At 42.0% G+C, this 20,794-nt stretch carries 25 protein-coding genes; 4 read left to right on the top strand and 21 right to left on the bottom strand.

Going from position 1 to position 20,794, the window contains the following annotated elements:
* Positions 1-4: 4 nt before the first annotated feature.
* The 19 genes from NYE58_RS27315 to NYE58_RS27225 all read right to left on the bottom strand — a co-directional run bounded on the left by NYE58_RS27315 (position 5) and on the right by NYE58_RS27225 (position 13,681).
* A complete protein-coding gene (locus tag NYE58_RS27315) occupies positions 5-751 on the bottom strand; it encodes a JAB domain-containing protein (RefSeq protein ID WP_341003521.1) in 747 nt (248 codons plus the stop codon).
* Positions 742-960: a hypothetical protein gene (locus NYE58_RS27310; RefSeq protein ID WP_341003520.1), complete on the bottom strand. Its 219-nt coding sequence runs from the start codon at positions 958-960 to the stop codon at positions 742-744. Before NYE58_RS27310 ends, NYE58_RS27315 begins: the two co-directional genes overlap by 10 nt.
* The gene (locus tag NYE58_RS27305; protein WP_341003519.1) at positions 957-1,892 is read right to left on the bottom strand and encodes a type II secretion system F family protein; all 936 of its coding nucleotides are present in this window, start codon (positions 1,890-1,892) and stop codon (positions 957-959) included. Before NYE58_RS27305 ends, NYE58_RS27310 begins: the two co-directional genes overlap by 4 nt.
* Positions 1,889-3,229, bottom strand: a complete 1,341-nt coding sequence (locus NYE58_RS27300) for a CpaF/VirB11 family protein (RefSeq protein WP_341003518.1) — start codon at positions 3,227-3,229, stop codon at positions 1,889-1,891. The genes NYE58_RS27305 and NYE58_RS27300 overlap by 4 nt, the downstream gene beginning before the upstream one ends.
* Positions 3,226-4,077, bottom strand: a complete 852-nt coding sequence (locus tag NYE58_RS27295) for a MinD/ParA family ATP-binding protein (RefSeq protein ID WP_341003517.1) — start codon at positions 4,075-4,077, stop codon at positions 3,226-3,228. The genes NYE58_RS27300 and NYE58_RS27295 overlap by 4 nt, the downstream gene beginning before the upstream one ends.
* On the bottom strand, positions 4,070-4,822 hold the full coding sequence (cpaB, locus tag NYE58_RS27290; protein WP_341004306.1) for a Flp pilus assembly protein CpaB: 753 nt from the start codon (positions 4,820-4,822) through the stop codon (positions 4,070-4,072). Before cpaB ends, NYE58_RS27295 begins: the two co-directional genes overlap by 8 nt.
* Before the next feature lie 35 nt (positions 4,823-4,857).
* Positions 4,858-5,292, bottom strand: a complete 435-nt coding sequence (locus NYE58_RS27285; RefSeq protein WP_341003513.1) for a prepilin peptidase — start codon at positions 5,290-5,292, stop codon at positions 4,858-4,860.
* On the bottom strand, positions 5,289-5,621 hold the full coding sequence (locus NYE58_RS27280; RefSeq protein ID WP_341003512.1) for a hypothetical protein: 333 nt from the start codon (positions 5,619-5,621) through the stop codon (positions 5,289-5,291). The genes NYE58_RS27285 and NYE58_RS27280 overlap by 4 nt, the downstream gene beginning before the upstream one ends.
* Before the next feature lie 45 nt (positions 5,622-5,666).
* Positions 5,667-5,876: a mercury transporter gene (locus NYE58_RS27275; protein ID WP_341003511.1), complete on the bottom strand. Its 210-nt coding sequence runs from the start codon at positions 5,874-5,876 to the stop codon at positions 5,667-5,669.
* Between the two features lie 3 nt (positions 5,877-5,879).
* A complete protein-coding gene (locus NYE58_RS27270; protein ID WP_341003510.1) occupies positions 5,880-6,716 on the bottom strand; it encodes a conjugal transfer protein TrbL family protein in 837 nt (278 codons plus the stop codon).
* A gap of 62 nt (positions 6,717-6,778) precedes the next feature.
* A complete protein-coding gene (locus tag NYE58_RS27265) occupies positions 6,779-7,009 on the bottom strand; it encodes a DUF6133 family protein (RefSeq protein ID WP_445671771.1) in 231 nt (76 codons plus the stop codon).
* A gap of 68 nt (positions 7,010-7,077) precedes the next feature.
* Positions 7,078-7,416, bottom strand: a complete 339-nt coding sequence (locus NYE58_RS27260; RefSeq protein WP_341003509.1) for an Mbov_0395 family pilin-like conjugal transfer protein — start codon at positions 7,414-7,416, stop codon at positions 7,078-7,080.
* Between the two features lie 2 nt (positions 7,417-7,418).
* Entirely contained in the window at positions 7,419-8,999 is a 1,581-nt protein-coding gene (locus NYE58_RS27255; RefSeq protein ID WP_341003508.1) for a VirD4-like conjugal transfer protein, CD1115 family, read from the bottom strand.
* Positions 8,980-9,465 (bottom strand): hypothetical protein, encoded by a 486-nt coding sequence (locus NYE58_RS27250; protein ID WP_341003507.1) that lies wholly within the window; start codon positions 9,463-9,465, stop codon positions 8,980-8,982. The genes NYE58_RS27255 and NYE58_RS27250 overlap by 20 nt, the downstream gene beginning before the upstream one ends.
* Complete coding sequence (locus tag NYE58_RS27245; protein ID WP_341003506.1) at positions 9,462-10,316, bottom strand: hypothetical protein; 855 nt, start codon at positions 10,314-10,316, stop codon at positions 9,462-9,464. Before NYE58_RS27245 ends, NYE58_RS27250 begins: the two co-directional genes overlap by 4 nt.
* Positions 10,317-10,346: 30 nt before the next feature.
* The gene (locus tag NYE58_RS27240; protein ID WP_341003505.1) at positions 10,347-11,054 is read right to left on the bottom strand and encodes a hypothetical protein; all 708 of its coding nucleotides are present in this window, start codon (positions 11,052-11,054) and stop codon (positions 10,347-10,349) included.
* A 13-nt stretch (positions 11,055-11,067) separates the two neighbouring features.
* Complete coding sequence (locus NYE58_RS27235) at positions 11,068-11,730, bottom strand: hypothetical protein (RefSeq protein WP_341003503.1); 663 nt, start codon at positions 11,728-11,730, stop codon at positions 11,068-11,070.
* A gap of 249 nt (positions 11,731-11,979) precedes the next feature.
* Positions 11,980-13,290 (bottom strand): MobP3 family relaxase, encoded by a 1,311-nt coding sequence (mobP3, locus tag NYE58_RS27230; RefSeq protein WP_341003502.1) that lies wholly within the window; start codon positions 13,288-13,290, stop codon positions 11,980-11,982.
* Positions 13,199-13,681, bottom strand: coding sequence for a hypothetical protein (locus NYE58_RS27225; protein WP_341003501.1), 483 nt, complete (start codon positions 13,679-13,681; stop codon positions 13,199-13,201). The genes mobP3 and NYE58_RS27225 overlap by 92 nt, the downstream gene beginning before the upstream one ends.
* 388 nt (positions 13,682-14,069) lie before the next feature.
* Here NYE58_RS27225 and NYE58_RS27220 point away from each other — a divergent pair, with 388 nt between their 5' ends.
* The 3 genes from NYE58_RS27220 (at position 14,070) to NYE58_RS27210 (ending at position 17,720) form a co-directional block, all read left to right on the top strand.
* Positions 14,070-15,515 (top strand): Shedu anti-phage system protein SduA domain-containing protein, encoded by a 1,446-nt coding sequence (locus NYE58_RS27220; RefSeq protein WP_341003500.1) that lies wholly within the window; start codon positions 14,070-14,072, stop codon positions 15,513-15,515.
* Between the two features lie 210 nt (positions 15,516-15,725).
* Positions 15,726-16,604 (top strand): hypothetical protein, encoded by an 879-nt coding sequence (locus NYE58_RS27215; protein ID WP_341003499.1) that lies wholly within the window; start codon positions 15,726-15,728, stop codon positions 16,602-16,604.
* 18 nt (positions 16,605-16,622) lie between these two features.
* Entirely contained in the window at positions 16,623-17,720 is a 1,098-nt protein-coding gene (locus tag NYE58_RS27210; protein WP_341003498.1) for a sigma factor-like helix-turn-helix DNA-binding protein, read from the top strand.
* Positions 17,721-17,760: 40 nt separating this feature from the next.
* Here NYE58_RS27210 and NYE58_RS27205 read toward each other — a convergent pair whose 3' ends face one another.
* Both NYE58_RS27205 and NYE58_RS27200 read right to left on the bottom strand, forming a co-directional pair.
* Positions 17,761-19,251 (bottom strand): hypothetical protein, encoded by a 1,491-nt coding sequence (locus tag NYE58_RS27205; RefSeq protein WP_341003497.1) that lies wholly within the window; start codon positions 19,249-19,251, stop codon positions 17,761-17,763.
* Between the two features lie 5 nt (positions 19,252-19,256).
* Complete coding sequence (locus NYE58_RS27200; RefSeq protein WP_341003496.1) at positions 19,257-20,324, bottom strand: nucleoid-associated protein; 1,068 nt, start codon at positions 20,322-20,324, stop codon at positions 19,257-19,259.
* Positions 20,325-20,418: 94 nt separating this feature from the next.
* Here NYE58_RS27200 and NYE58_RS27195 point away from each other — a divergent pair, with 94 nt between their 5' ends.
* Positions 20,419-20,607, top strand: coding sequence for a hypothetical protein (locus NYE58_RS27195; RefSeq protein ID WP_341003495.1), 189 nt, complete (start codon positions 20,419-20,421; stop codon positions 20,605-20,607).
* The last annotated feature ends 187 nt before the right edge of the window (positions 20,608-20,794 follow it).

Genomic DNA, 20,794 nt, shown 5'->3' with positions numbered 1-20,794 from the left:
TCCTTTAACGCTCCCATTCATGTTCTGACTGTTCTTCTGGTGTGGGGAAAGACAAGTGTTCGGCAGAGTAGAGAGTGTTTGCCTCCCGAGCCGAATGTCTCAGCCCACTATAACCCGGTATGTGTTCTGCAACTTTTGGCATCTGTCCGAGGTTAGCGAGCGAGGCAAAGTTCGTCCCAGCAATGATGATATGGTCAAGAACCTGGATATGGAGCGGAGCGAAAATCGAAACAATTGTCTGAGTGAGCATAATATCCTCGGGGGAAGGTGTGGGGACACCGCTTGGGTGATTATGAGCCAAAATCATCGAAGAACAATCGGCATTCAAAGCAGCCTTCAAAATATTCCGTGGATAGATTTGTGCTTCGCCAACGCTTCCTTCAGAAATCACTTTTGTCTCAATGATCTGATTTTTACGATCCAAAAAAGCAACCATAAAACGCTCCCGATCTTTTATACCAGCCAGATGGATGGAGAAGTAGCGATTGGCCATTTCAGGTGATGAAATAACTTGCTTCGCGTTTTCTTCTTCCCACTGTAGAAAACGGTGGGAACGGAGGAATGCATTTAATAGTTCGACCTTGCGAATTTGCGCGCTTGTTAATTCTAAGGAGTACGGATGCTCCAAAGCGTTCAACAGGTTGTTTGCAGAGCCATATTGCTGCAATTTATCAAGCGGGATTCCGGTCAAGCGGGAAAGCGATTTACTGTATTCGGCGATTAATTGATCGTCTAATGGATTTAAGGCCATAAGGTATGCTCCTTAAGATTCTTCAATATCTCGCTGACAAACAGTAATTTGGTATAAAGTTCATCTGAAAAACTCCATTCTTTCAGTCTCGTCCAAAACTCGCTAGTCCCATGCTGGTCGAGCAGATGAGTAATCTGCTCCTGCTCCTGAGGAGTCACCTCCAGCAATTCGCTAAGCCAATAGGCCGTTTCGATCGCTCCGTCCTTCATCGCTTATACTCCAAAGGCCGTGTTAACTGGATGACTGCGGCAAATCCAACAAAGAGCGCAACCCCGCAGAGCGCCAGCACCGCTTGTCCCGGCATGCTATTGGTTAAACTGTGGAACCAATCTCGATTGAGGAAGTAGAGCAGCGGGATGTTCCCCAGCATGAGCAGCGCCATCGTTAAAAATTCTTTTAGTGGCTCGTACAACTGATAATCCAGCTCAGCAGAGACCACGCGCATATCCGATAGCTTGGCAACTATCGGCATCAGTGTGGACTTGAGTGTGCGGTCTTCCTGGCAGGCAATTAGTGCAGCGCACCACTCTTGAAAAACGCTGTCGTTAATACGTTCCTGCAACTGCTGAAGTGCTAAGCGCAGATTGGAATGGATCAGCTTTGATTCGGCAAGGAATGCCTGAAATACATCAGATACTGGCGGGTTAAGATACGGCAAATTCTCTTCAACCGCAGCCAATATGTTTTCACTGCGCAGATAGGAAGTGGTGATAATGGATAGGGCCGTTTCAAGCTCGGCGTGTAATCGCTTTTTATAAAAAGTGGAGGAAAAGATGACAATCCATACTGGACAGAGGGCAAGCCCTCCAGCCAGTACGGGTGCCAGCCAACCATTGTGGAGAAGCATTCCCAAGATAGCTCCTACAATTGCCAAGGCTAAGGAGCTTACAGCCAGGAGTCCAATTTTGTTACCTTGTCCAGTTTGTTGAAGAATCGCTTTGGCTTCTTGAATATTAGCGCGCCACCTTTTAAGCTTTTTAGGATGTTGAGCTAATTGGACCCGTTTGCCGAGGGCAAGCTGTCGCGAAGGTAAATGCATGAGTGTATGCGATAATTCCTGTCGCAACTCTCGCGGAGATACCTCGAGCAACATAAGACAGCCTGCAGACAAGCCACCAAAAGAAATTAAAAAGAAAATCATGCGGCCCCTCCTTCCAGAAGTGCAGTAAGCCGAGACAGCGGCATTCCGTTTTCCAGCAGCCGCTTTTGCAGTTCAGGAGAAATGTCACGGACCTTCTCGTATCCGCCCTCCACAACGATTTTTCCGCCAATTTCACGGATAGAATGAACCGCATAACGAAACAGGGGAGTGATTTCTCGTTGGCCATCTGCCAGGATACGGCACTCCGTAACCTCCATAATTCGCCTGGAATTGTCCTCCAGCTTCTTAACGAATAAAACTAGCGGAAATGCCTCTGTTACCAGGTTGTACAGTGTGGCATCGTTCATCTCGTACTTTTGAGTGCAGAGTGTAACCATACGGTAATAGGTGGACAAGCACGAATTAGCATGCGTGGTCGTAATGACGGTGTGCCCGGTACGGGCCGCTTCCTGAGCGGCAAAAGCCTCTGCAGATTTCATTTCCCCTACACAAATTACATCCGGATTGGCGGTCAAAGCAAATTCCAGCAGTTTCTCCTGGTCAATGTGCTGCCTTGGATCTTCACTGGAGCGGGTCACGGTATGCACTACATTATTGAGAACCTGACCTTGTTCGTCCTGGACAACCAAATCGAATTCACGAGTTTCGTTTTCTATTGTAAAGATTCGTTTCTCATAAGGAACGGTGGAGAGCAGCCAGCTCATTAAGGTGGTTTTGCCGCTGCCTGTAGCTCCTGTCACACACATGGATAAGCCGTAACGTAAGCAAAGACTTAGGAAATCTAGTATTTCAGCAGTTGCCGTGCCGTTGCGGACGAAATCTTCTCGAGCCAGTTTCTGTGGGTTAATGATCCGGATAGAGGCGGCAATACCTTTTTCTTTATCTGTAATCGGTGGACCAAAGACCGTAATGCGGATGTTATTGGCGAGATGTCCGCGTACAATGGGCTGGGAATAATCCAAAATCATCCCTGACTGATGCAGCAGCCGGCGAACAATATCAATGGCATGTTCTGGCGAAGTGAATTGTTCCTCTGCTGGAATGATTCGACCATCGGTGTAGCTGATTTTGACATCGTTATAGCCATTGATGTTAATCTCTTCAACGTCTCTAGAGTACAAGTAACGGGTGAGGAAGGAATACTCGACCATTTCGGCATACAGACGATTGACCAGTTCGTCAAAGGATAGTCCAGGTACATGTAGGCGATGGTCAGTCAGGTATTGGCTCATATAGGCAATAAGCTGCTGCTTCTGTTCTTCCGGTTTTCGGCTAATCAGAGTCGCATATTTTCCAGATAGGTAACTCTGAACCTCTTTAAGAACATCTGTAAAGGATTTGGAATCAGTAGAGAAGAAATGGGCCGCGTGATTCATGACCGGTCACCTTGTTTGGATGAGGAGAAGCGGCTCAATACCTTTTTCAAATAGGAGGGAGAGTTGTCGGGAGTATTAGTACGTTTAGGAGTAGCGATCGTGGGTTTAGTCGGCAATAGCTGTTCGAGTAATGAATGGATACCCTGCTGGTACGCTGCAGCCTCTTTACCCGAACATTCCTCCAGTAATTGAGCTGCCGCCACTTGCTGTTCAATCTGCACAAGGTAAGGCAGTATTACGTCAATACCGCCAAAAACCTGACTGTATTCGTTGCTGTCCTGCTCAGGCTTTACCTTGGATAGCACCGGAACAACACTGGAACGGCGAAACCGGTGGTCCGTCAGAAGCGGCAAATAGGAAGCGAAGAACATCAAACTTTTCAGCTCGCAGCTGTGAATACGCACCACATGATCAGCCATCTCCAGCGCAACAATAGATAAAAGATCGGCTGATAGGTAGCTAGAGCAATCGACAATGACTACATCTGCCAAATGACGAGCAAGCGTCAGCAGGTCTACGGCATGTTCTCGGGTATAGGTTGCATAACTGAAGGAAGTGTCTCCTTTCTTGTATCCCAGGAGCGCGATATGTGGGGAGACATCTAGCGGCAGAGCATAGTGTAAAATATCGTCTTGGTTCAATGACGGGAGGCTAAGCAGTTCACCCAAAGAAGCATGGTTATCGCTACCTTTTGGCGCGATCGTGGCTGCTGAAGGACAAAGCGCATCACTGCAGAGCAAAAGTACATTCAATTTCCGTCTGGCAAAGGCTTGGGCCAGCTTAACTGCTGTGACCGTTTTACCACTGCCTGGACTGCCCCATACGGCAATCAAAGTTTTGTCATTCATGAGAGCCGTCCTCCTTAGGCGCAGACATTGCGGCAAAATAGGCATCCTGCTTGTCTGTGAAGGTTTTGGCGGTCGCTGTACTTCCGCGGTAGACCAAAGCCACATGAAGCTTACTTTTGTTTTCCAGGTCGGCCAAGAGCGCCGCTTGCTGTGGGAGAACCAACAATGTTAAGGTCGAAGGCAGCTCTTGTTCGTCCACACCCGAGTCCTTGGGCATACTCTCCGGCGATTGGGCTTCAGTACCACTACTCGAAGTAAGCGCCAGCACCTCGACATACTGCAGCTCCGGTGGAGCGTTTGTAGTGCGCATTTCTCCATAATCAGAGGCAATCAAGGTAACGATGTCTCCGGGTTGCAGCTTGCCGGATAGACCGGCAGCTAAACTCTTGATTGAAATCGAAATAGCTTGCTTAGTTCCATTCAAGCGGCTTACATAGGCGTCCAGCGGTACTGCGGTTAATTTGCCGGGCAGGAGATAATCGCCCTTGAGCATATCGACAGTTGCGTACTGGCCTACTGCATTGTCTGGTAAGTTGAGTACATCGGACGGCAAATGGTATGCCCCAACGCGTACTGTCTCCAAATCTCCTGAGGTGATAGCAGTTCCTTTGGGCACGTTCTTAACTAACCGGACAATAATGGTTTGCTCACTGCTTTTTTGATTTAGTAGGGGAGCAATACCGAGCGTTAAAATGAGCGAGAGCACAATACAAAGCAAGCCTACAGTAGAGCGTTTTCGGATCATGTTCTTCAATATAGAGACCTCCTAGAAATGAGCAGTTACCGGGCAAGATAAGCCAGCAGAATGACTACACCACCGCCAGCGGATAAAAAGGGAGCCAGTGGTAAGGCCGTATATTTGGCAGCTTGAAATCCGTGGCGCAAGGCCATACCGGTCGCAAAAAGCAGCACCAATCCCAAGCCAAACAGGCTTTGCAACGTCCCATAGAGAGGGCCGAATACAAAGCCGCAAGCTGCCATCAGTTTAATGTCGCCGCCGCCAATCTTTCCGCCTGAGCATATAGCGCCAATCCAATAGGGGAGACCAGTACACAGGAGCCCGGCGAAAGAAAAGAACGGGAAAAAATGGATTAAACCTAAGAGAAAAATAGTGATGGGGACAGCATTTGGGATCTGCCTCGTTCTCAGGTCGCAAATACTCGCCCAGAGCAGCAGTGGAATAAGCAAACCTATTTGAAGGTGGATGCTGCTCATGAAGGTACGTTATCCCATTCCGGCAAAGCGCGGTACGGATAGAACTTTTGACTTTTCTTAAAGGCAATCATAAAGCGGAGCTGATCCAGTACAGAGAGATTATGCCGGTCTTTGGTCGTCATCATCACGGAGGCAGCGACACCGCTAAGGAAGGTAACGACGGCAAAAGGGACACTGCCTTTCAGCAGCCAGATGATGAGGGCAAGAAAAAAGGCTCCGAAGGAGCCAAGGAAGCTTTGAATCAATTGCTGTTTACCGAAGCCAGGAAACCATTCGCTTTGTGGTTTGACACCCATAGGGATATATAATGTCAGGGGTTCCTCATGCAAGGTGGAAGCTCCTTTCTTGGTGCGTTTAAGTTAAACAGAGGCGGACTACCGGTAGTAATGCAGCATAATCTCCTTGATCTGCCAAATGCTTTCTGCGAGCACATAGAAGATGACAACATTGCGGGTGCGCTTCTTATATTTGCCGGCTTCCTCATCAGCTCCGGATAGCCGGACCATGGTGTAGATGAAGCGAAATACACAGCCTACCCGGATAAGCAGAATGCAGGCTTGAGCTAATTCCTCTAGGGTTACCATCGCCTAACCTGCCTTGCCCAGTTTACGTGCCATGCCAACGAGTTTGATGCTGTGATAGACATTGTTAACCACTCCTCCATTACCGCCGGTTGTAATTAAGAAGTCGGAGAGGAAACGAGGGGTGCGGATTGCCAGCATCATGCAGGCCATACCCCAGAACACATGATTTTGCAGCATTAATCCGACACCTAACTTGGCCAAAGCAATCTGAATCACCACGGCCAGCATCGACTGCATAAATTTTTGGGCATAGGCCCGGAACACGCCTTTGTCGTTGTCCAGTAGTCCAGCGCAGGCTAGTGGAATTCCAACTCGCAAAATGAACATTTCGAGTCCACGCATCAAGAACTGGAAGTATAGAATAAAGAAGCATACGACGAAGATGAGGCCGAACAATGCCGTAACCAATCCGGCCGATTCCAGGGCATTGACCCACATTTGCCAATCATAATTCGTTGATTGACCAATCACTTCCAGTAGTTGATTGGATAAGTCTTCTACGATTTGGCCGAGCCAGGTGTAGATAGTGGGGAAACAGATCGCGACAGCCATGGAACGGAAAAAGTTGGTGAGCAGAAAGAGGGGCTCTTCATCCGGGTCACCATCGGTACATAACACGTAAATTTCAAAACCCTTCTTCAGAAATTTGAGGATCATTAATGCGACACCGAAAGAGAAGACAATATCGTACAGGTTTTCTAACAAATTCGCTCCAGTGGTCAAGGTCATGTACTTTTCGGCATACAAGGCGATTGGAATAATGTCTTTGAGCAAGGAATCAATATAGACCAAGGAACCGTTCAAAAGTGCAATGATGAGCAGCAAAATGATTTTTTCCAAGCTTCATACCTCCTTCATGCAGGAGGCGGCAACATGGCCGCCCCCGTAAAAGGTAGTGTGGATCAGCCTTTGTAGTTGAACATATCCTTGATGCGTTGCGTCAGGGTCGGAAGAATTGTGCCATTAAACAGCAGATACAGGCCAGCCAGCAGCAAAGCCCCGATAACAACAGCAATCAGGATTTTGATCCCGGTATCCACATAGCCTTCTCCGCGTTGGTTGCGAAGGGTTTGTTTTGCCAGAGCCACTGTTACCATGCTTTTTTCCTTCGCTGCCTTCAACCATTTTTTCATTGTTCATTACCTCCAGAAATTAATGTAGTCGCGCAAACAAAAAGAGCCTGTCCAGGGACACGCTCGAGTTACTTGTAATACCCAATGATGACATTGAGAGTGGCGGAACCAAGCACCGCTCCAATACAAGAAACGATGGCAACGATAATCCGATTGTTCCATTTCTTCGTGTCCATCTCATCCGCAGCAGAGCGGCGGATGCAGAAGTAAATAATGAGCAGACCAGCGACTACAGGGGAAAGGATCATCAACCAGGTCGTCACATCTCCAATTAACTTCTCTGTGCCAGTAACAAGCTTACTGCCTTTGATGTCACCAGAGGCATACGCAGCTGGAGCTTTCAGCAGTAACAAACTGAGTAAAATAACGGCACTGACAATATGATGAGAAATAAGGTTCATAGCCATCTTTACTCGTCGAAAGGCGGAGGCATAAATCCGCCGGAAGAGGCTCCAGCCTGCTGACGCTGCTCGGCCAGTTGTCTTGCGATGTCCTTCTGATAATAAATCCAGATGTTCCATAGTTTCACCTCCTCTCTTGTGTTGGTCAAGATGGGTCGGCTTTGCTCTCGTTCCTCCCGGACTCGCCGGTTATGCTCCTTATCGCCCAAGCCCATCATGGCGTTAAAAGCCCACTGGCTAAGATCCGGTGAGTACATCATGGCAGGGTGGGAGCGGGAGAGAACGATCTGATACGGCCGGGACACGCGGCGTACTTCGTCCACAGTCAATAGCTTGCGCTCCAGTAGGTTCAAGCTGTGCGAAGTGCTGGGAGTAGAGTATTTGCCATGTGATGCGGAGAGTTGATAGCTGGAGGTTGTGTATGTTCCTAGCTTCTCGCTGATTTCTCGCAGGGTTTCCAGATCGTCGGCCTGCAGATAGATCCAGGTTTGGCAGTTGCTCTTGATTGTGCCTGCGACATGATCGTCGTACTTCTCCTTGAGCTGCTCAAAGCTCTGTACGAACAAGTTGAAGCGTATCCCGCGCCCGCCACCTACGGTGAGCTTGTTGGAAAAATCGGCGATCGGCGTGAAGTTACCGAATTCGTCCAAAATGAAATTGACACGCTGTTCCAGCCGTCCGCCGCGAGCGTCGGCCTGGGTGGTAAGCAGTTCATAGAGCTGCGAAACCATCAGGGAAGCGACAGGGTAAAAAGTGGTTTTTTCATCCGGCAGAATAATAAAAAGCGCCTGTTTCTTCTGACCAAGGTCAGCCAGAGAAAAGTCGCTTTTGTGGGTTATGGCATAAATAGATTTAGATGTGAATAGCCGCAGGGTCGTGAGCGCTGAAGTATAGAAGCTGCCTTTGGTGCGAGAAGGGGCAATGTCGGAAATACTGAGCAGAGCGCGGGCCGGATGATTTTGTGGTAAGCGTTTGAGGTATTCTTGCATCGGTGTCTTGTTGCCGATCTGTCGGTTCATCTCTGCCAAAAACCAGTACACATTGGTGAGGTTCTGGTATTCAGGACGCTTAATGTTGTCCCAAACTACACTGAGAATCGAAGAGGCGATAACCGACATTTCACCGTTCGTCCAGATCTTTTCCCCTTGCGATTTGCCCACCAATACTTGCGTCATATCCCAGGCCAGCATTTCAGCCTGTTCCTGGTCATCGGCTAGCGCAGCATCAATAATAGGTTGAAGCAGGTTGTAATGATGGCTTTTTTCGGGGTGCCGAAAATCCAGAGTCCAGACAGTATACCCCAACTTCTCCAGCAGCACGTGGCTATAATGAAACAACTCTGCTTTCGGGTCGCTGATGACCATGGATTCACCGGCCAGGCCTAAGAAGCCAATGGACTGCAATACCACAGTACGTGATTTCCCGCTACGGGTGGCTCCCACGCAAAGGGAATGTACATCATCCCCAATGTAGTAAAGACGCTCCCGGTTCCCCTCATGCTGCATACCGAGTACGATTCCACCGGTAGTAATAGGAGAAGCAGAGCCTCTCGCTATCTTTGGAATTCCCTTAGGATGAAGAAGGTTCATGTACGGGTTCCGCCTCCTTCGCTTGTTTTAGAAAGGCCAAATCCTCGTATCCCGTTGAGACTAATTTCTGCAAAAAAGGGTGCTGCAGGTCCAGCGTATCATTATCAAACAGGTGCAGAAGTTCTTCTTCCCGCATCCAGCGGGCAGAACCATGCTGATGTTGCCCTGTCGGCACAGGTGTTTCAATGCCCGGAGCCACTTGTTTCAGTTCACTTTGATAGGGCTGATTGTTGAAGGCAAAAAACAAGGTAGCCAGTATAATAACTAGACCTTGAAGGCAAAGGAATAAGAGTAAATGGGGTTTGCTATCTAGCAGGCTGCGGAGACTGTGACTCAGTGAAGGGAAGGATAGGGAGGAAGTGACGCCCGAGAGAAGATTATGCAAGGCGGTGCTGAGAAATAGATTGCAGATGGTTCCAAATAGGACGATCAGTACCGCCAATCCTAGTCTTGGCCTTGTATTCACCACTCCATCCCATCGCTAGGCTCATAGAAGGCATCCGTGGGTTCATGAGCCTGCATCGAGTGGACTTCCTGATTCTGCGCCGGATAGCTGAAAGGAGATAAGGGAAGATCTTCGATGCTTTGCCCAGCAGCTTGATCTAACTGAGCCTGCAGGAAAAGGGAGCTGGGGGCAGGGCGGTCATGGATATGACCCCACTCCTCAGTGTGCAGATTATGCATGCCGACATAGGCAGGATGATCATCGCAGAGCGTGTGCAGTAAGCTATCCTCGTTTACGACTTTGGCTAAGACGCCGGGGTGGGAAGCGGATAATTCATAAATGGGGATAGCACAGTCGGTTAGGGGGAAGAACCAATAGCCTTTGTGACCGGCAGCATGCATCAGGGCCATCTCGGACAATACATGTTCTGCGATGGTCTGATGGACAGCTAGCTGCATTCCTTGTGGCCGTTCCACCAGAAAAATACCGTTATCCCAGGTTTGTTCCTGAGGGTAGGCTTGACCCTGATCGTCTTGTGGGGGAGGGAAATCCCCAAAATATTCGGGAGCAAAATAATGGCCCTCCGTAACGAGCTCTTCTGGATTTTCGGCTACAGCGTGTAATTCCGTATGCGTAATCGCGCCCTGCTTCGCCAATTCATACGTAGGGACAATGCTTTTCACATCATCAAAATATACATGACCATCGCGTTCTTTTCCTAGCTGTAACGCTTTTTCACTGAGTGCTTTTTTGGCATAGTCAGCATCCAGAACGATCCCTTGGTCGTGTTCAGCTTGCAGCGCATAGATATGCAAGCCGATTTCCATACAAGTCAAGATTGTTCCCCAAATAGAGGTTTGTGGTTGGGGCATCAAGGTTCATCTCCTTTTTTAGTCGAGGCACTAACGGGAAAGTTCTGCGGCATTTAAAGTCTCTGGATCACCATCCAGATCATGAGCAAATTCTGAATCGTAATCGAGATGGATGTCACGTTCTTTCAGTGTAGGAATCAAGTCTTCGAGCCGATCAATCAGGATTTGCACTTGCTCAAACTGTTCCATGCTTTTGTCATTCGGTGTAATCAGGAATTTGACCATTTCATCGTGAATGAGTGTTAGTTCGGTTTCACTGAACAGCTTACGGGCATCCACCAAACCGCTGCGTGTAGCAAAACTTTCGGTGGCTTCCTCACGATTATAAAAATATTGCCGCTGAACAGGTGTTTGATTGTCTGGAGATAAGCGGTAGGTAGAAAACACATAGTCAAATAAGGGATGATGTTTACAGGCTAAGATGACATCGCCATGCTCACAGAGTTTATAGACTCCATTGACGATTTTCTCGCTTTTGTCGGAATAAGGTTTCTCTGTACAAATGCCAAGCTGCAGGGCAGTTTTTCGGGCCAGATCGTGAATACTGCTCATTAGGCGATCCGGAACCGTGACGAAAGGGTTACGTTCAATTTGGTCAGCACGAGTGTAGAATGCGATGAGCTGCTCCTTTTGGTAGAAGTCAGCCAAATAATCCGCGGAAGTGGATCGGCGGACTTCGATTCCTTGTTCCGTAAGAGCAGCAAAATAAGCTTTGTAGAATTCGCTCTTGCTTTTCAATGGGTGTCACTCCTCAAAGTAAGGCCTCAGATTCTTGCTCCAAATCAATTTCCTCTACGGGCAGCGACTCATCACAAGGTGTTAGCATCGCATCCACGAGATGTAGCAGATGGTCTAAGTTCTTCTGCTCTTCTAATTGGAGCGCGGAGTCTTGCATTCCTCGAAACAAAAGGGAATCTCGAATCACGGTCAATTCATCCAATTGAAAAAGGATGGCACGATCGGCAAGGCCGCTGCGGTACAGAAAATCGGCTTTGGCAGAAGAGTAATGATTTTTATGAAAATAGTGCCCGAGCGAAACAGCGTTATTATCATACGTATACTGCCAATTCACAAAAGTAAATTGGCCATCTCCATCGTAACGAGCCGCGAGAGCGATACCGTTATACTCCACTAATTTGCGGTAATTGCTAACTGAATTAATAGGCATAGCAGGAGCTTCTTGATATGCGCGTTCCATTTCCCAAACCTGGTTAACAATCGTTGGAACAGGGTTGGCGTCTTCACGGTTGCAAAGCGTGGAGTAGATAATAAATCCATCTTCCTGAACATAGGCAACGGGTTTGCCGTCTTTTACGACAAGCAAAATCTCATCGAGAACAGGAGCGGATGTGCCAAGTCCTACTTTGTCCAATTCGTAACGCAGGACATCAAACAAGCGATCATTGATTTCCATGAGGTTTTTCCTTCTGCTCAGGAGATTTGGGTTCTGGTAATAGTCTCACTGGTTCAGAATCTTTTATTGGCCTTGCCGGGCAATGGGGTGTTTTCTTCATTAGTTTCTCAAAGGATTGTAATCGTCCATTTGTAAATAGCATAAAAAGCTCCTTTCCATTCACAGGTTATCAGTGGATTATTCACATTCGCACAGGGTTTCGGACACAAAAAATACGCTTCTAGAAGCGCAGAGTGTATGGGCATTTAGTTATGGTTCTATTCCTTTATCCTTTTGTCGGAGAAGCCACTCCTTTTTGGCCTGTTTGGACCATTCTCCGCCGAAGACAATCTTTGCTTTATCGTCATAGTCAAGCTGTGCCTGCATGGAGAGTTGTTCCATAACCGTCAGCAGCTCCATAATCAACTGCTCTGTCCAGGTTCGGTAGCGTTCAATTTGGCGAGCACCAGCATCTGAAGCTTGTTCAAGCTTGATGATTGTACGTATTAAGGAGATTACTCGATTAGCAATACGCGTCTCGGCCTCTTTTTGATACTTGCTGCTTTGTGAGGTGAGAGCAGTAGGATTTGAAGTATAGAGCTTGGCTACATCCAGTTTTGCTGCGGCATACGCGTCCACCATTTCAGCTAAATACGGATTTTGCTGTAGCAATTCCTGAACAAATTCATCTACAAGCATCTTTGCTTCAGTAGTGAGTAACTTGTAAGCTAAGCGGCCGCTTTTGGGCAACGCTTGGCGTAATTCAAACAGGCGAGAGGCAAGCTGCTCCACAGCTTGAGGACTGGTTAGATGATGTTTAGGGAGACGCAGCAAAGAATCCTCATCTTCATGCTCGAACCGTTGCTGGAAGGCTCGAAAGGCTCGTGGATTTAAGGATTTCATATGATTTTCAAATTGCTCCAGCACATCATCCGTGATGTTTGTGATACCTGTTTTGGCTAAATCCCGCTCAGCACAAAACTCCTTGATTTTGAAGGCGAAGGTGTCCTTTATAAGCTGCTTACGAATGCGATTGGGGATTTCAGGGTGTGTATAGTTCTTCATAATCGTCTGTTGTTTATCCCAGAAAACGATATGGAGATGAGGCTGATCCTTTTCATTATGAAAGGCGGCGGCCCAACAGAGGTTCTCTGTTTTGATTCGGTTGTGCGCGGCGAGTGTAGCGATGTGCTGCTCAATATATTGTTGCCAAGCTTCGAAGTCATTAAGGCCTAGTTCCATAGCCGTTTCTGTGCGAAACGAGATGACTCCACGATACATATTCTTGCCTTGTCGGGAAATATCCCTGGCGATTCGGGCGACTTCTTGCCAAGACTGGAAAACGTTTATGCTCCCAGGTTTAAGCTTGCCAAAGAGACCGTGTGGCAAATTCTCGTGCCGGACAGCGCCGGGGCGGGTGGCAATATAACAGATATGAACGTAATTGCTTACCGCCGTTTTGGGACGGTTGGGATGAAAAAACCGCTGTTTATAAATTAGAGCTGAAATCTTCAGCACCTCCGTGTAGCTTGGCAACATTCTGCTCAAACGCATCGCCAGAAAGGAAGAGCTGTTCGGCATCGGTCAGTTTCATCCTCGTATACTCTACTGCTAACTGCCGCGCTTTCTTTTCAATTTCTCGGAAGGTGGTGTAGCGGTTTGTGTCAATGAGGTCTGAAATAATAGCGATGGTGGAATAGTACGCTGCGGCAGACATGATGAGGTCCTTACTGGCAAGGCCGGCTAAGCGGTTACTGAGTCCGCCAATGGCAATGTTGATTTCTTGACGGATGATTGCGGTGATAAAGTCGATTTCTTGTGTGTAGGAGTCGATGGACATGCCTTTCTGAATGAATGCCCGCACAATATCTGCCATACTGAGATGTCTGGAGGCAGCATATTTTTTCAGGGTGTCGTACTGCTTTTTTGGGAGCTTAACGGTAATCTGTATAGTTTTTTCGGATTGAGCCAATGACCGGCACCTCGCTTTGAACTTTCTTGAACGACATTCGATAGCCGGGAGAAAACAATAAGAAATGTCGGTGGAAGCTCTGCTTCCACGCGGTTTCTTCGCCAAATGACATTTGGCTATTCCTGCCTTTAAGTTATCTCCATAAGGGCAATGGTGGGCCCCTGGAATATTGAGGAGATACAAGAATAAAACAAAAAGAAAAAAATTGAATTAAGTTCAAAATTATATCACTCCATTCTGAAGAAAAAAATAAAGAGATATACCGTTTTAAGTAAAGGTATATCTCTTTAAAATAGGCAGGTATGCTTATGAAATGCAGGATTTAAAAGTTTTAAGTGGAATATAATTACTGATAATATGACTGTATCATGAAGGTTGTGAAAATATAATGCGAAGACTCGATCTTGAAAAATTTGTTTCAAAAGAGATAACACATAATTATTACTCAAGAAGCTTCAATTTATTTCCCCATCAACTTAGAGCTATTTGCGATGTGCAAAATGCAATAAAAGAAGGTAAAAAAAGTATAGTACTTGAAATGAGGATTGGATCGGGCAAAACAGTTCTCGCTTGTGTACTTTCTAAACTGTTTTACGAGTGCAACGCTGAGAGAATACTGTACGTAACTTATATTAAAGATACACAACCTAGGATTGAAGTAGTGTTTAACGAAAATTTGCGTAATCAATATTCTATTTTTGATGAAGATGAAAACTGGCAAAATAGTCGGATTGTTATTGCGACTTATGAGCAACTATTAAGAAATAACCAATTGCGATCGATAGATTTCGACGTTGTAATATGTGATGACATAGAAATCCAATCTTTATATAAAATTTTTCATTACTATATAGGTTATATTGTTGGTTTTACTAGTTTAAATGATGATGTTTATCTTGATAAAAATCGTTCTGTCGATGCTATATATACTTATTCTCTAAGGGATGAGTTACGTTATAAAGGAGTTAATGACTTAACGGAAATAAGTTCTTCGCATGTTTTTAAAGAAATCCATAAGAGAATAGCAGTTATGAAACAAACTCTTTCAATTAAATCCACTACTGTAGCAGATGTAGAGGGGATTTTGCATTCACTTAATGCTATAAATGATGTCCTTAAAGAACATCATGAAGTTTTTGGGGAGTACATTAAGCAAAATATTAAGGTCAATGATATCACCTCGTTAGCGTATAAAAGAGATCAATTAACTATATTCTCAAAGTTATTAGATGATGGAAGCTTCTTTATAGAACAAAAGCAGATTCATCATAATTCTTCAGAACGAGTTTGGCAAACTTTCTTTGAAAATAACACTTGGATTTTTGGTTATGGTCTTAATTATTTTTTAGGCTCTCCACTAGAAAATAAGAAATTTGAACAAGTAATTAAAGGATCTTCTTTTTCGAATTCTGGTAAAAGAATTGACGCATTGATGAAATCAATGGGCAGTATTAATTCGATGTGCTTTGTTGAAATAAAAACCCATGAAACTCCGTTACTGAATAAAAAACAATATAGAAATTCTTGGGCAATTTCTGGAGAGCTATCTGGTGCAATTGCACAAATTCAATATTATAAGTATAGCGCTATAAAAAGTATTTCCAGTAAAATTGAGATTACAGGTACAGATGGAGATCCAACAGGTGAAGTTATCTATAATTATAATCCAAAAGCAATTTTATTAATTGGAAATCTGGCTCAATTTAATGCTTCAAAAGGGGTAAATGAATCCAAACTTTCTTCTTTTGAAATATTCAGAAAAAGTATTGAGGGTATCGAAATCATAACTTTTGATGAATTATATGAGAGAGCTAAATTTATTATTGAAGTGTAGAAAAATTTGCTTAGAAATATTTCAATCTATATAGAGTGAACTTAAGAATCTAACTTGCTGCATCGGCGAAAATCTTGGGTAGCAAGGGGTTCGTCCCATCAGCTGGCCATAATTCTTAAGTTTAGCTTATATAATCAATATTTTTCTAACGACTGATAGTATTCAGCAAAATATATTTAAATATTCTACTGCGAGAGTAGTGATATAAAGATGAGTTATGCAGAATTATTACCTGAAAAAAATGAAGATTCTAATGAGATTAACCCACTTTCAGTTCTGAGTTTTCTTTTTTGGAACTTACAAGAACATGAGTTGAGTAACGCTGTATTTCAACTTGTTAATGATCAAGAACTTCCAGAAATAGTTATTTTCAGTGAAACTACGCAAAAAAGTAGAATAGCTATTGATAATCTACTCACTCCCTTAGGATATACGGCTCGTATTAAACCGGAAGGTAGGGTAAGGGTAGCTGTTTTCGATAACATAGATTCTTCTAATGTCATTTATACAAAAAAAGATCAACGTTTTACTAGTATTATTTATAGTCTTAATACCCAAAATATTATGGTTACTGGTGTACATCTTGATTCACCCGCTTCCTATCCTGATGTAGATGATCGTTATTTTTGTGCAGGGGCACAATATAAACTTATTGAATCTATTGAAGAGACATTTAATGTTAAAAAATCTATTATTATTGGGGACTTTAATATGAACCCTTTCGATAAAGGAATGGTTAGTGAACTTTCTTTTAAAGCTACCCACTGTAAAAAAACTGCACAAATTACTAAAGGCAATAAACGATATTTTTATAACCCTTCTTGGGGAGCCTTTTCAAATGATCTAACTCTTGATGATGGTAAGCCACCGGGAACTATACATTACGTCCCATTTAATAAAGAAACGTATGTAGACTACTGGCATATTTTTGATCAAGTGCTTGTACGGTCAGAACTCTTTTCAGAGTATACTAACTCGTTTGAAGTAATTACTAAGACCTCAACAATAAATTTATTAAACAATGAATTCATCCCTGATCGGGAACGTTATTCTGACCATTTACCAATTAAATATAAAATAAAAATATAAAATAGTGTGGTGACTAGGTTGATTAAAACTATCCCATTAGATTTTTATAAATTTGATTCAAGTTTAGTAAAAAATGAACCTATAAAATCTGTACTTGCAGTTATAGAAAATGTTACAAAATTTTTGGAATCTCATAATAGAAAACAGGTTAGAATCTACGGCAGCAATGAGGACCCTAAATTACCCGGATTATTGCAATTAAACCTTCTAGAAGAAAAACCTTATCCACAAGAGTTTAATGTGTTTACTATCTTTTTTAATAATCTTAGTATTTCAAGAATTTTATCAGATGGAAATGAGTTTACTCATGTGGATATAAATGATTTGAATTTTACATTAGCCGAGATTATTGAAGAATATAATGTAATTTACCATATATGTGATGAAAGTGAATTGATTTCAAAAAAAAATGAAGACTCATCCTTCTCCAGTTTCCTGAATTTTAGAGATATTCCCCGGAATTTTAATACAATTGATTTCTTTCAATATCGTATGAATAGAGAAGATGAAATTCGCCTTTTTAATCAGCTATCCCAAGGAGATTTAGATGCGTTCTTAGATATATTTATTTATAATTTGAAAACAGTGAACTTCATTGCAAAAAAACATACAGTTATATCTGATCCTGAATATGAAGTATTGTATTTTATTTATATAATGTACGTGGGTTCAAAAGGTTTACTAAAAGCGATTGATACTTTTCGTACCGATAAAAATATTAAGTTTTCTACCTATGCTTCAAGGTGCATAGAGAATGAGATTTTAATCTATCTTAATTCGAATAAATCTTTGGATCACACAATAGGGGAGATATTAAATATCCATGATCAGGGCTTTCTAGATGCTAATAAAAAGTATTATTTAGAGAATAAAGATATTAATTCTAAAGTGTTTACGCACAAAACGAATGATATGAATTACTTAGATTCTTTGGATGATGATGAGAGGGAAGTTATCACTAAAAAATTTAAGTATTATATAGGTGACAAAAAGTGGACAAGTGGAGAGATAGCTAAGCAACTAGGCATTAATAAAAAGGATGTAGATATAATTGAAGAAAGGGCACTCTTTAAATTGATGATACAGTCATTGTTTTTTGAGTATGAAAACTTTTAATATCATAAGAAAGGAGCATTGTCATTTAGAACAATGCTCCTTAAAAAATAGAATTAATCTGTTCGAATAATTGAAGGATTTGAATATGAATTGCATGTACAATCCCATGCAATTTTAATCCGAAAATAATTGCAGAGATGCTAATACCAATGCTTGGCCAAACAGTCCAGTGAAAATATTTTTTGAAGATTTTTTTTTGAAGTTTGATGCTGTTGCCAGTTATCTTTTCAATTCGATCTTCAAGAAAGATTTGTTTGTAGTCTAAAATTCTTTTTTCATATACTTCAAGTATTGCTTTTTTATTTGTGCTAGCCAGCGAACTATAATAAATTGTTAACGCGATGGAAAAAAATCCATATATATATAGGACCCAAGGAATATAAGCTTGATTTTCTGGCTTGTTAAAGCCTATAGCAGCAGTTATTGCAGTAGCGAGGAGGCCGAATAAATTTTTGGTAACTATATCAGTAATTCCCGAAATTTGCTTACTTATTTCGTTTGATGTTGTTCGAATGAAATCTTCAATCTGCTTTCGCTCATCTAAATAGGCTTTGACACTTTTTTGAATGTAAACTCTATAGTTCTCTTGCACCATCTCGTAAATTTCAGCACTATTTTTTAAAAAAAGTTTTAAGTCAGTATTCTTTTCTTCTTTAATATGAAGATTGATTATATTTTGGATCAAACTTATCTTATCGGTTGTTTTTTCACTGTATGCCCATGTGTATAGAGAAAAAACTTTTTTAATCTGCTCTGGTGAGATGTTTGAAGGAATAACTAGTTTGAATTTAATTTGTTTAAGACCAATAAAAGTTGATTCATATTGTTTGTCTTCTTCTAAATAATCAGTTCTAAGTGAAAGGAAAGCAATACACATTGATATAGCTTTAATTTTAAGGAAATTACTGATTTCATTTACTGAATTTTCTGAGAAATAAAAAACATCTGGTGGAAGATAGCTGATTTCTTGATGCCAGCGTATATTCTCATTCCGCTCTTTTATTCTGTCGTTGATTAATTTCAATTGCTGTTCTTCTTCATTAAAAGGTGTATAAAGTACTGCGATGCTTCCGATACTTATAAAATTGTTTGTGACTATATTCAAATAAGCTGGATCATCATAAATAACAATATAGGTTAGTTGAGTTGCTTTTTTGAAGATGAATTTTTCTAACACAGAAAAGCTAGGCTCTTGTAAATTGCTTAATAAATAAGTTCCTTTGGAATAAACATGCACATTGTATTTATTAACGATATCGGAAGGAATAATATTGTTCTTTTTAATTTCAATACTTATTTCTGTTTTTTCATCACAGAGCTCAACTGTGTCTGTCAGATAGTCTTTTTCTGAAGGAAAAGAGAGAATATGCTCTCCTAAATACAATATGAATTCTGCTGTCCAAAAAGAAAGAAAATCATGGATAAATGTTTCAATTAAATCTTTATGAATTTCATTAGTATAGGTAACATTAGACTGAGTTTCTCGTTTGTGGAAAAATCTATTTGCTTTTAAGAAATCCAACCATTCCATATAAATCAGTCCATTTTATTTATTTTTAGTCCTTTAATTATTACGTCTGCGACTTCTATCCCTTCTTCGTTCAAGTAAGGGGTAAATTTGAATTTATCAGGATCGTCATAAATCGCACTTTCAACTTCTAACTTAATCCCCTCAAGGGTTATTTTTCTTTTTTTAGCGTATATATTAGCTATATCTTGAGATTTTACAAATTCTGCACGTCGTACCCCTTGCCGTTCAAACTCTGCTATAAGGGAGTCCATATATAATTTACGCTCATCCACTGGTAAATTCTCACTAAATTGTGATTCGACAAATTGATTGAGGTTTATATTTTCAGTATTTACAACTAAATTGATAGCATTGTCTACAATTGAACGCTTTTTTTCTGGAGAGATAGAAGATGTTTTAATGAATTCTTTAACACCTTTGATAAAACCACTTGTATTCATTTTAGAATCATCAATAATTTCAACGTTCAGAAAGCTTTTTTGAAAAAATAAGGATATATCAGTTTGATCTGTTTTGCTTTTTTGTCTGTCTAAAATAATTAATTCAAATTCCTCATTTGTGCGTTTAATAAAAGCTGCCTTCTGAAGTTTTGTTCCTAATTGTGGCCAGCCACTTCCCAGTTTTTTGATACCGATGTATCTTCCAGCTGGGGTATCAAATGATTCTGAAATGTAATTATCTTTGTAATCAAGTTTTAACAAACAAAGATACTCCACATTATTGCAAGTTGCGAGGCAGACAGCTATATCAGCAGCAGAAATAGACTTGTTTGTCATTGCAGTGAACAGTAATCTAGCTAATTTTTTTGATCCGGTAATGAATTCATTGTTAGGGTTGTCTAATAATTTGTAAGATTCTGTCAATACTAAATTGATATCTTTGTCCAAAAAGTTTGCATATCGTATTCGTCCGTCTTGAAAGCCGCTTATGGTATGTGTCTCTAGAACAGTTTTCAATTCATTGTCCATTCTTAAAGGAAGATCGGATAAGTCCAACCCTGAACCATTGTCTTTTTGGTTATCAAGACGATGAATAATAGCTGAACGAATTTCAAGCTCTTCAACTTTTAACATTGCTAATGCTCTCTCCTTAGTCATAACGTAAACGACGAATATTTTTAGTTTATTGAAGTAAAATAAAGAATAAAATTAATGGAGGATGATATTTGTGAAAAATTTTAGAGTATTCATTGAACGTGATAACTCTTGGCATTATTTTGGAACTTTTAAAGCAAAAAATACTGAAATGGCATTAGAACTTGCTCGATCCTCAAAGCATGAGCTATTAGGTACTTATTCGTTTGAAGAAGAGGAAATACCATATATAAACATGGAGGCAGAGGAACTTCCTTTCTAAGTAATATACCAGAATTTTCTACACGACACTATGAATTTTTGTAGCTAAGCACTTAAAAATCTAAAGTAAGACTCAAAATATTTTAACTAGAATTTGTAGGCTTCTTTGGTAACAAAACAAATTAGAGAAGACTATATTTTCACAAAACAATTAAGAAGCGTAATTATGAATAGGATGCTGTCTACTC

Source organism: Paenibacillus sp. FSL L8-0708 (genome assembly GCF_038009325.1).
Taxonomy (GTDB): Bacteria; Bacillota; Bacilli; order Paenibacillales; family Paenibacillaceae; genus Paenibacillus_AQ; species Paenibacillus_AQ odorifer.
Note: the sequence above shows the minus strand (reverse complement) of the source record. Positions and strands in the feature narration are given on the sequence as shown.

Bases quoted from the DNA above. Each gene is read 5' to 3' on its own strand.
- NYE58_RS27215 (WP_341003499.1), top strand. From the start codon at position 15,726: ATGAGTTATGCAGAATTATTACCTGAAAAAAATGAAGATTCTAATGAG.
- NYE58_RS27295 (WP_341003517.1), bottom strand. From the start codon at position 4,077: ATGAATGACAAAACTTTGATTGCCGTATGGGGCAGTCCAGGCAGTGGT.
- mobP3 (WP_341003502.1), bottom strand. From the start codon at position 13,290: ATGCCGAACAGCTCTTCCTTTCTGGCGATGCGTTTGAGCAGAATGTTG.
- NYE58_RS27200 (WP_341003496.1), bottom strand. From the start codon at position 20,324: ATGTTAAAAGTTGAAGAGCTTGAAATTCGTTCAGCTATTATTCATCGT.
- NYE58_RS27315 (WP_341003521.1), bottom strand. From the start codon at position 751: ATGGCCTTAAATCCATTAGACGATCAATTAATCGCCGAATACAGTAAA.
- NYE58_RS27255 (WP_341003508.1), bottom strand. From the start codon at position 8,999: ATGAACCTTCTTCATCCTAAGGGAATTCCAAAGATAGCGAGAGGCTCT.
- NYE58_RS27305 (WP_341003519.1), bottom strand. From the start codon at position 1,892: ATGATTTTCTTTTTAATTTCTTTTGGTGGCTTGTCTGCAGGCTGTCTT.
- NYE58_RS27260 (WP_341003509.1), bottom strand. From the start codon at position 7,416: ATGGCTATGAACCTTATTTCTCATCATATTGTCAGTGCCGTTATTTTA.
- NYE58_RS27285 (WP_341003513.1), bottom strand. From the start codon at position 5,292: ATGAGCAGCATCCACCTTCAAATAGGTTTGCTTATTCCACTGCTGCTC.
- NYE58_RS27310 (WP_341003520.1), bottom strand. From the start codon at position 960: ATGAAGGACGGAGCGATCGAAACGGCCTATTGGCTTAGCGAATTGCTG.
- NYE58_RS27245 (WP_341003506.1), bottom strand. From the start codon at position 10,316: ATGCCCCAACCACAAACCTCTATTTGGGGAACAATCTTGACTTGTATG.
- NYE58_RS27275 (WP_341003511.1), bottom strand. From the start codon at position 5,876: ATGGTAACCCTAGAGGAATTAGCTCAAGCCTGCATTCTGCTTATCCGG.
- NYE58_RS27300 (WP_341003518.1), bottom strand. From the start codon at position 3,229: ATGAATCACGCGGCCCATTTCTTCTCTACTGATTCCAAATCCTTTACA.
- NYE58_RS27265 (WP_445671771.1), bottom strand. From the start codon at position 7,009: ATGAAAAAATGGTTGAAGGCAGCGAAGGAAAAAAGCATGGTAACAGTG.
- cpaB (WP_341004306.1), bottom strand. From the start codon at position 4,822: ATGATCCGAAAACGCTCTACTGTAGGCTTGCTTTGTATTGTGCTCTCG.
- NYE58_RS27235 (WP_341003503.1), bottom strand. From the start codon at position 11,730: ATGGAAATCAATGATCGCTTGTTTGATGTCCTGCGTTACGAATTGGAC.
- NYE58_RS27220 (WP_341003500.1), top strand. From the start codon at position 14,070: ATGCGAAGACTCGATCTTGAAAAATTTGTTTCAAAAGAGATAACACAT.
- NYE58_RS27205 (WP_341003497.1), bottom strand. From the start codon at position 19,251: ATGGAATGGTTGGATTTCTTAAAAGCAAATAGATTTTTCCACAAACGA.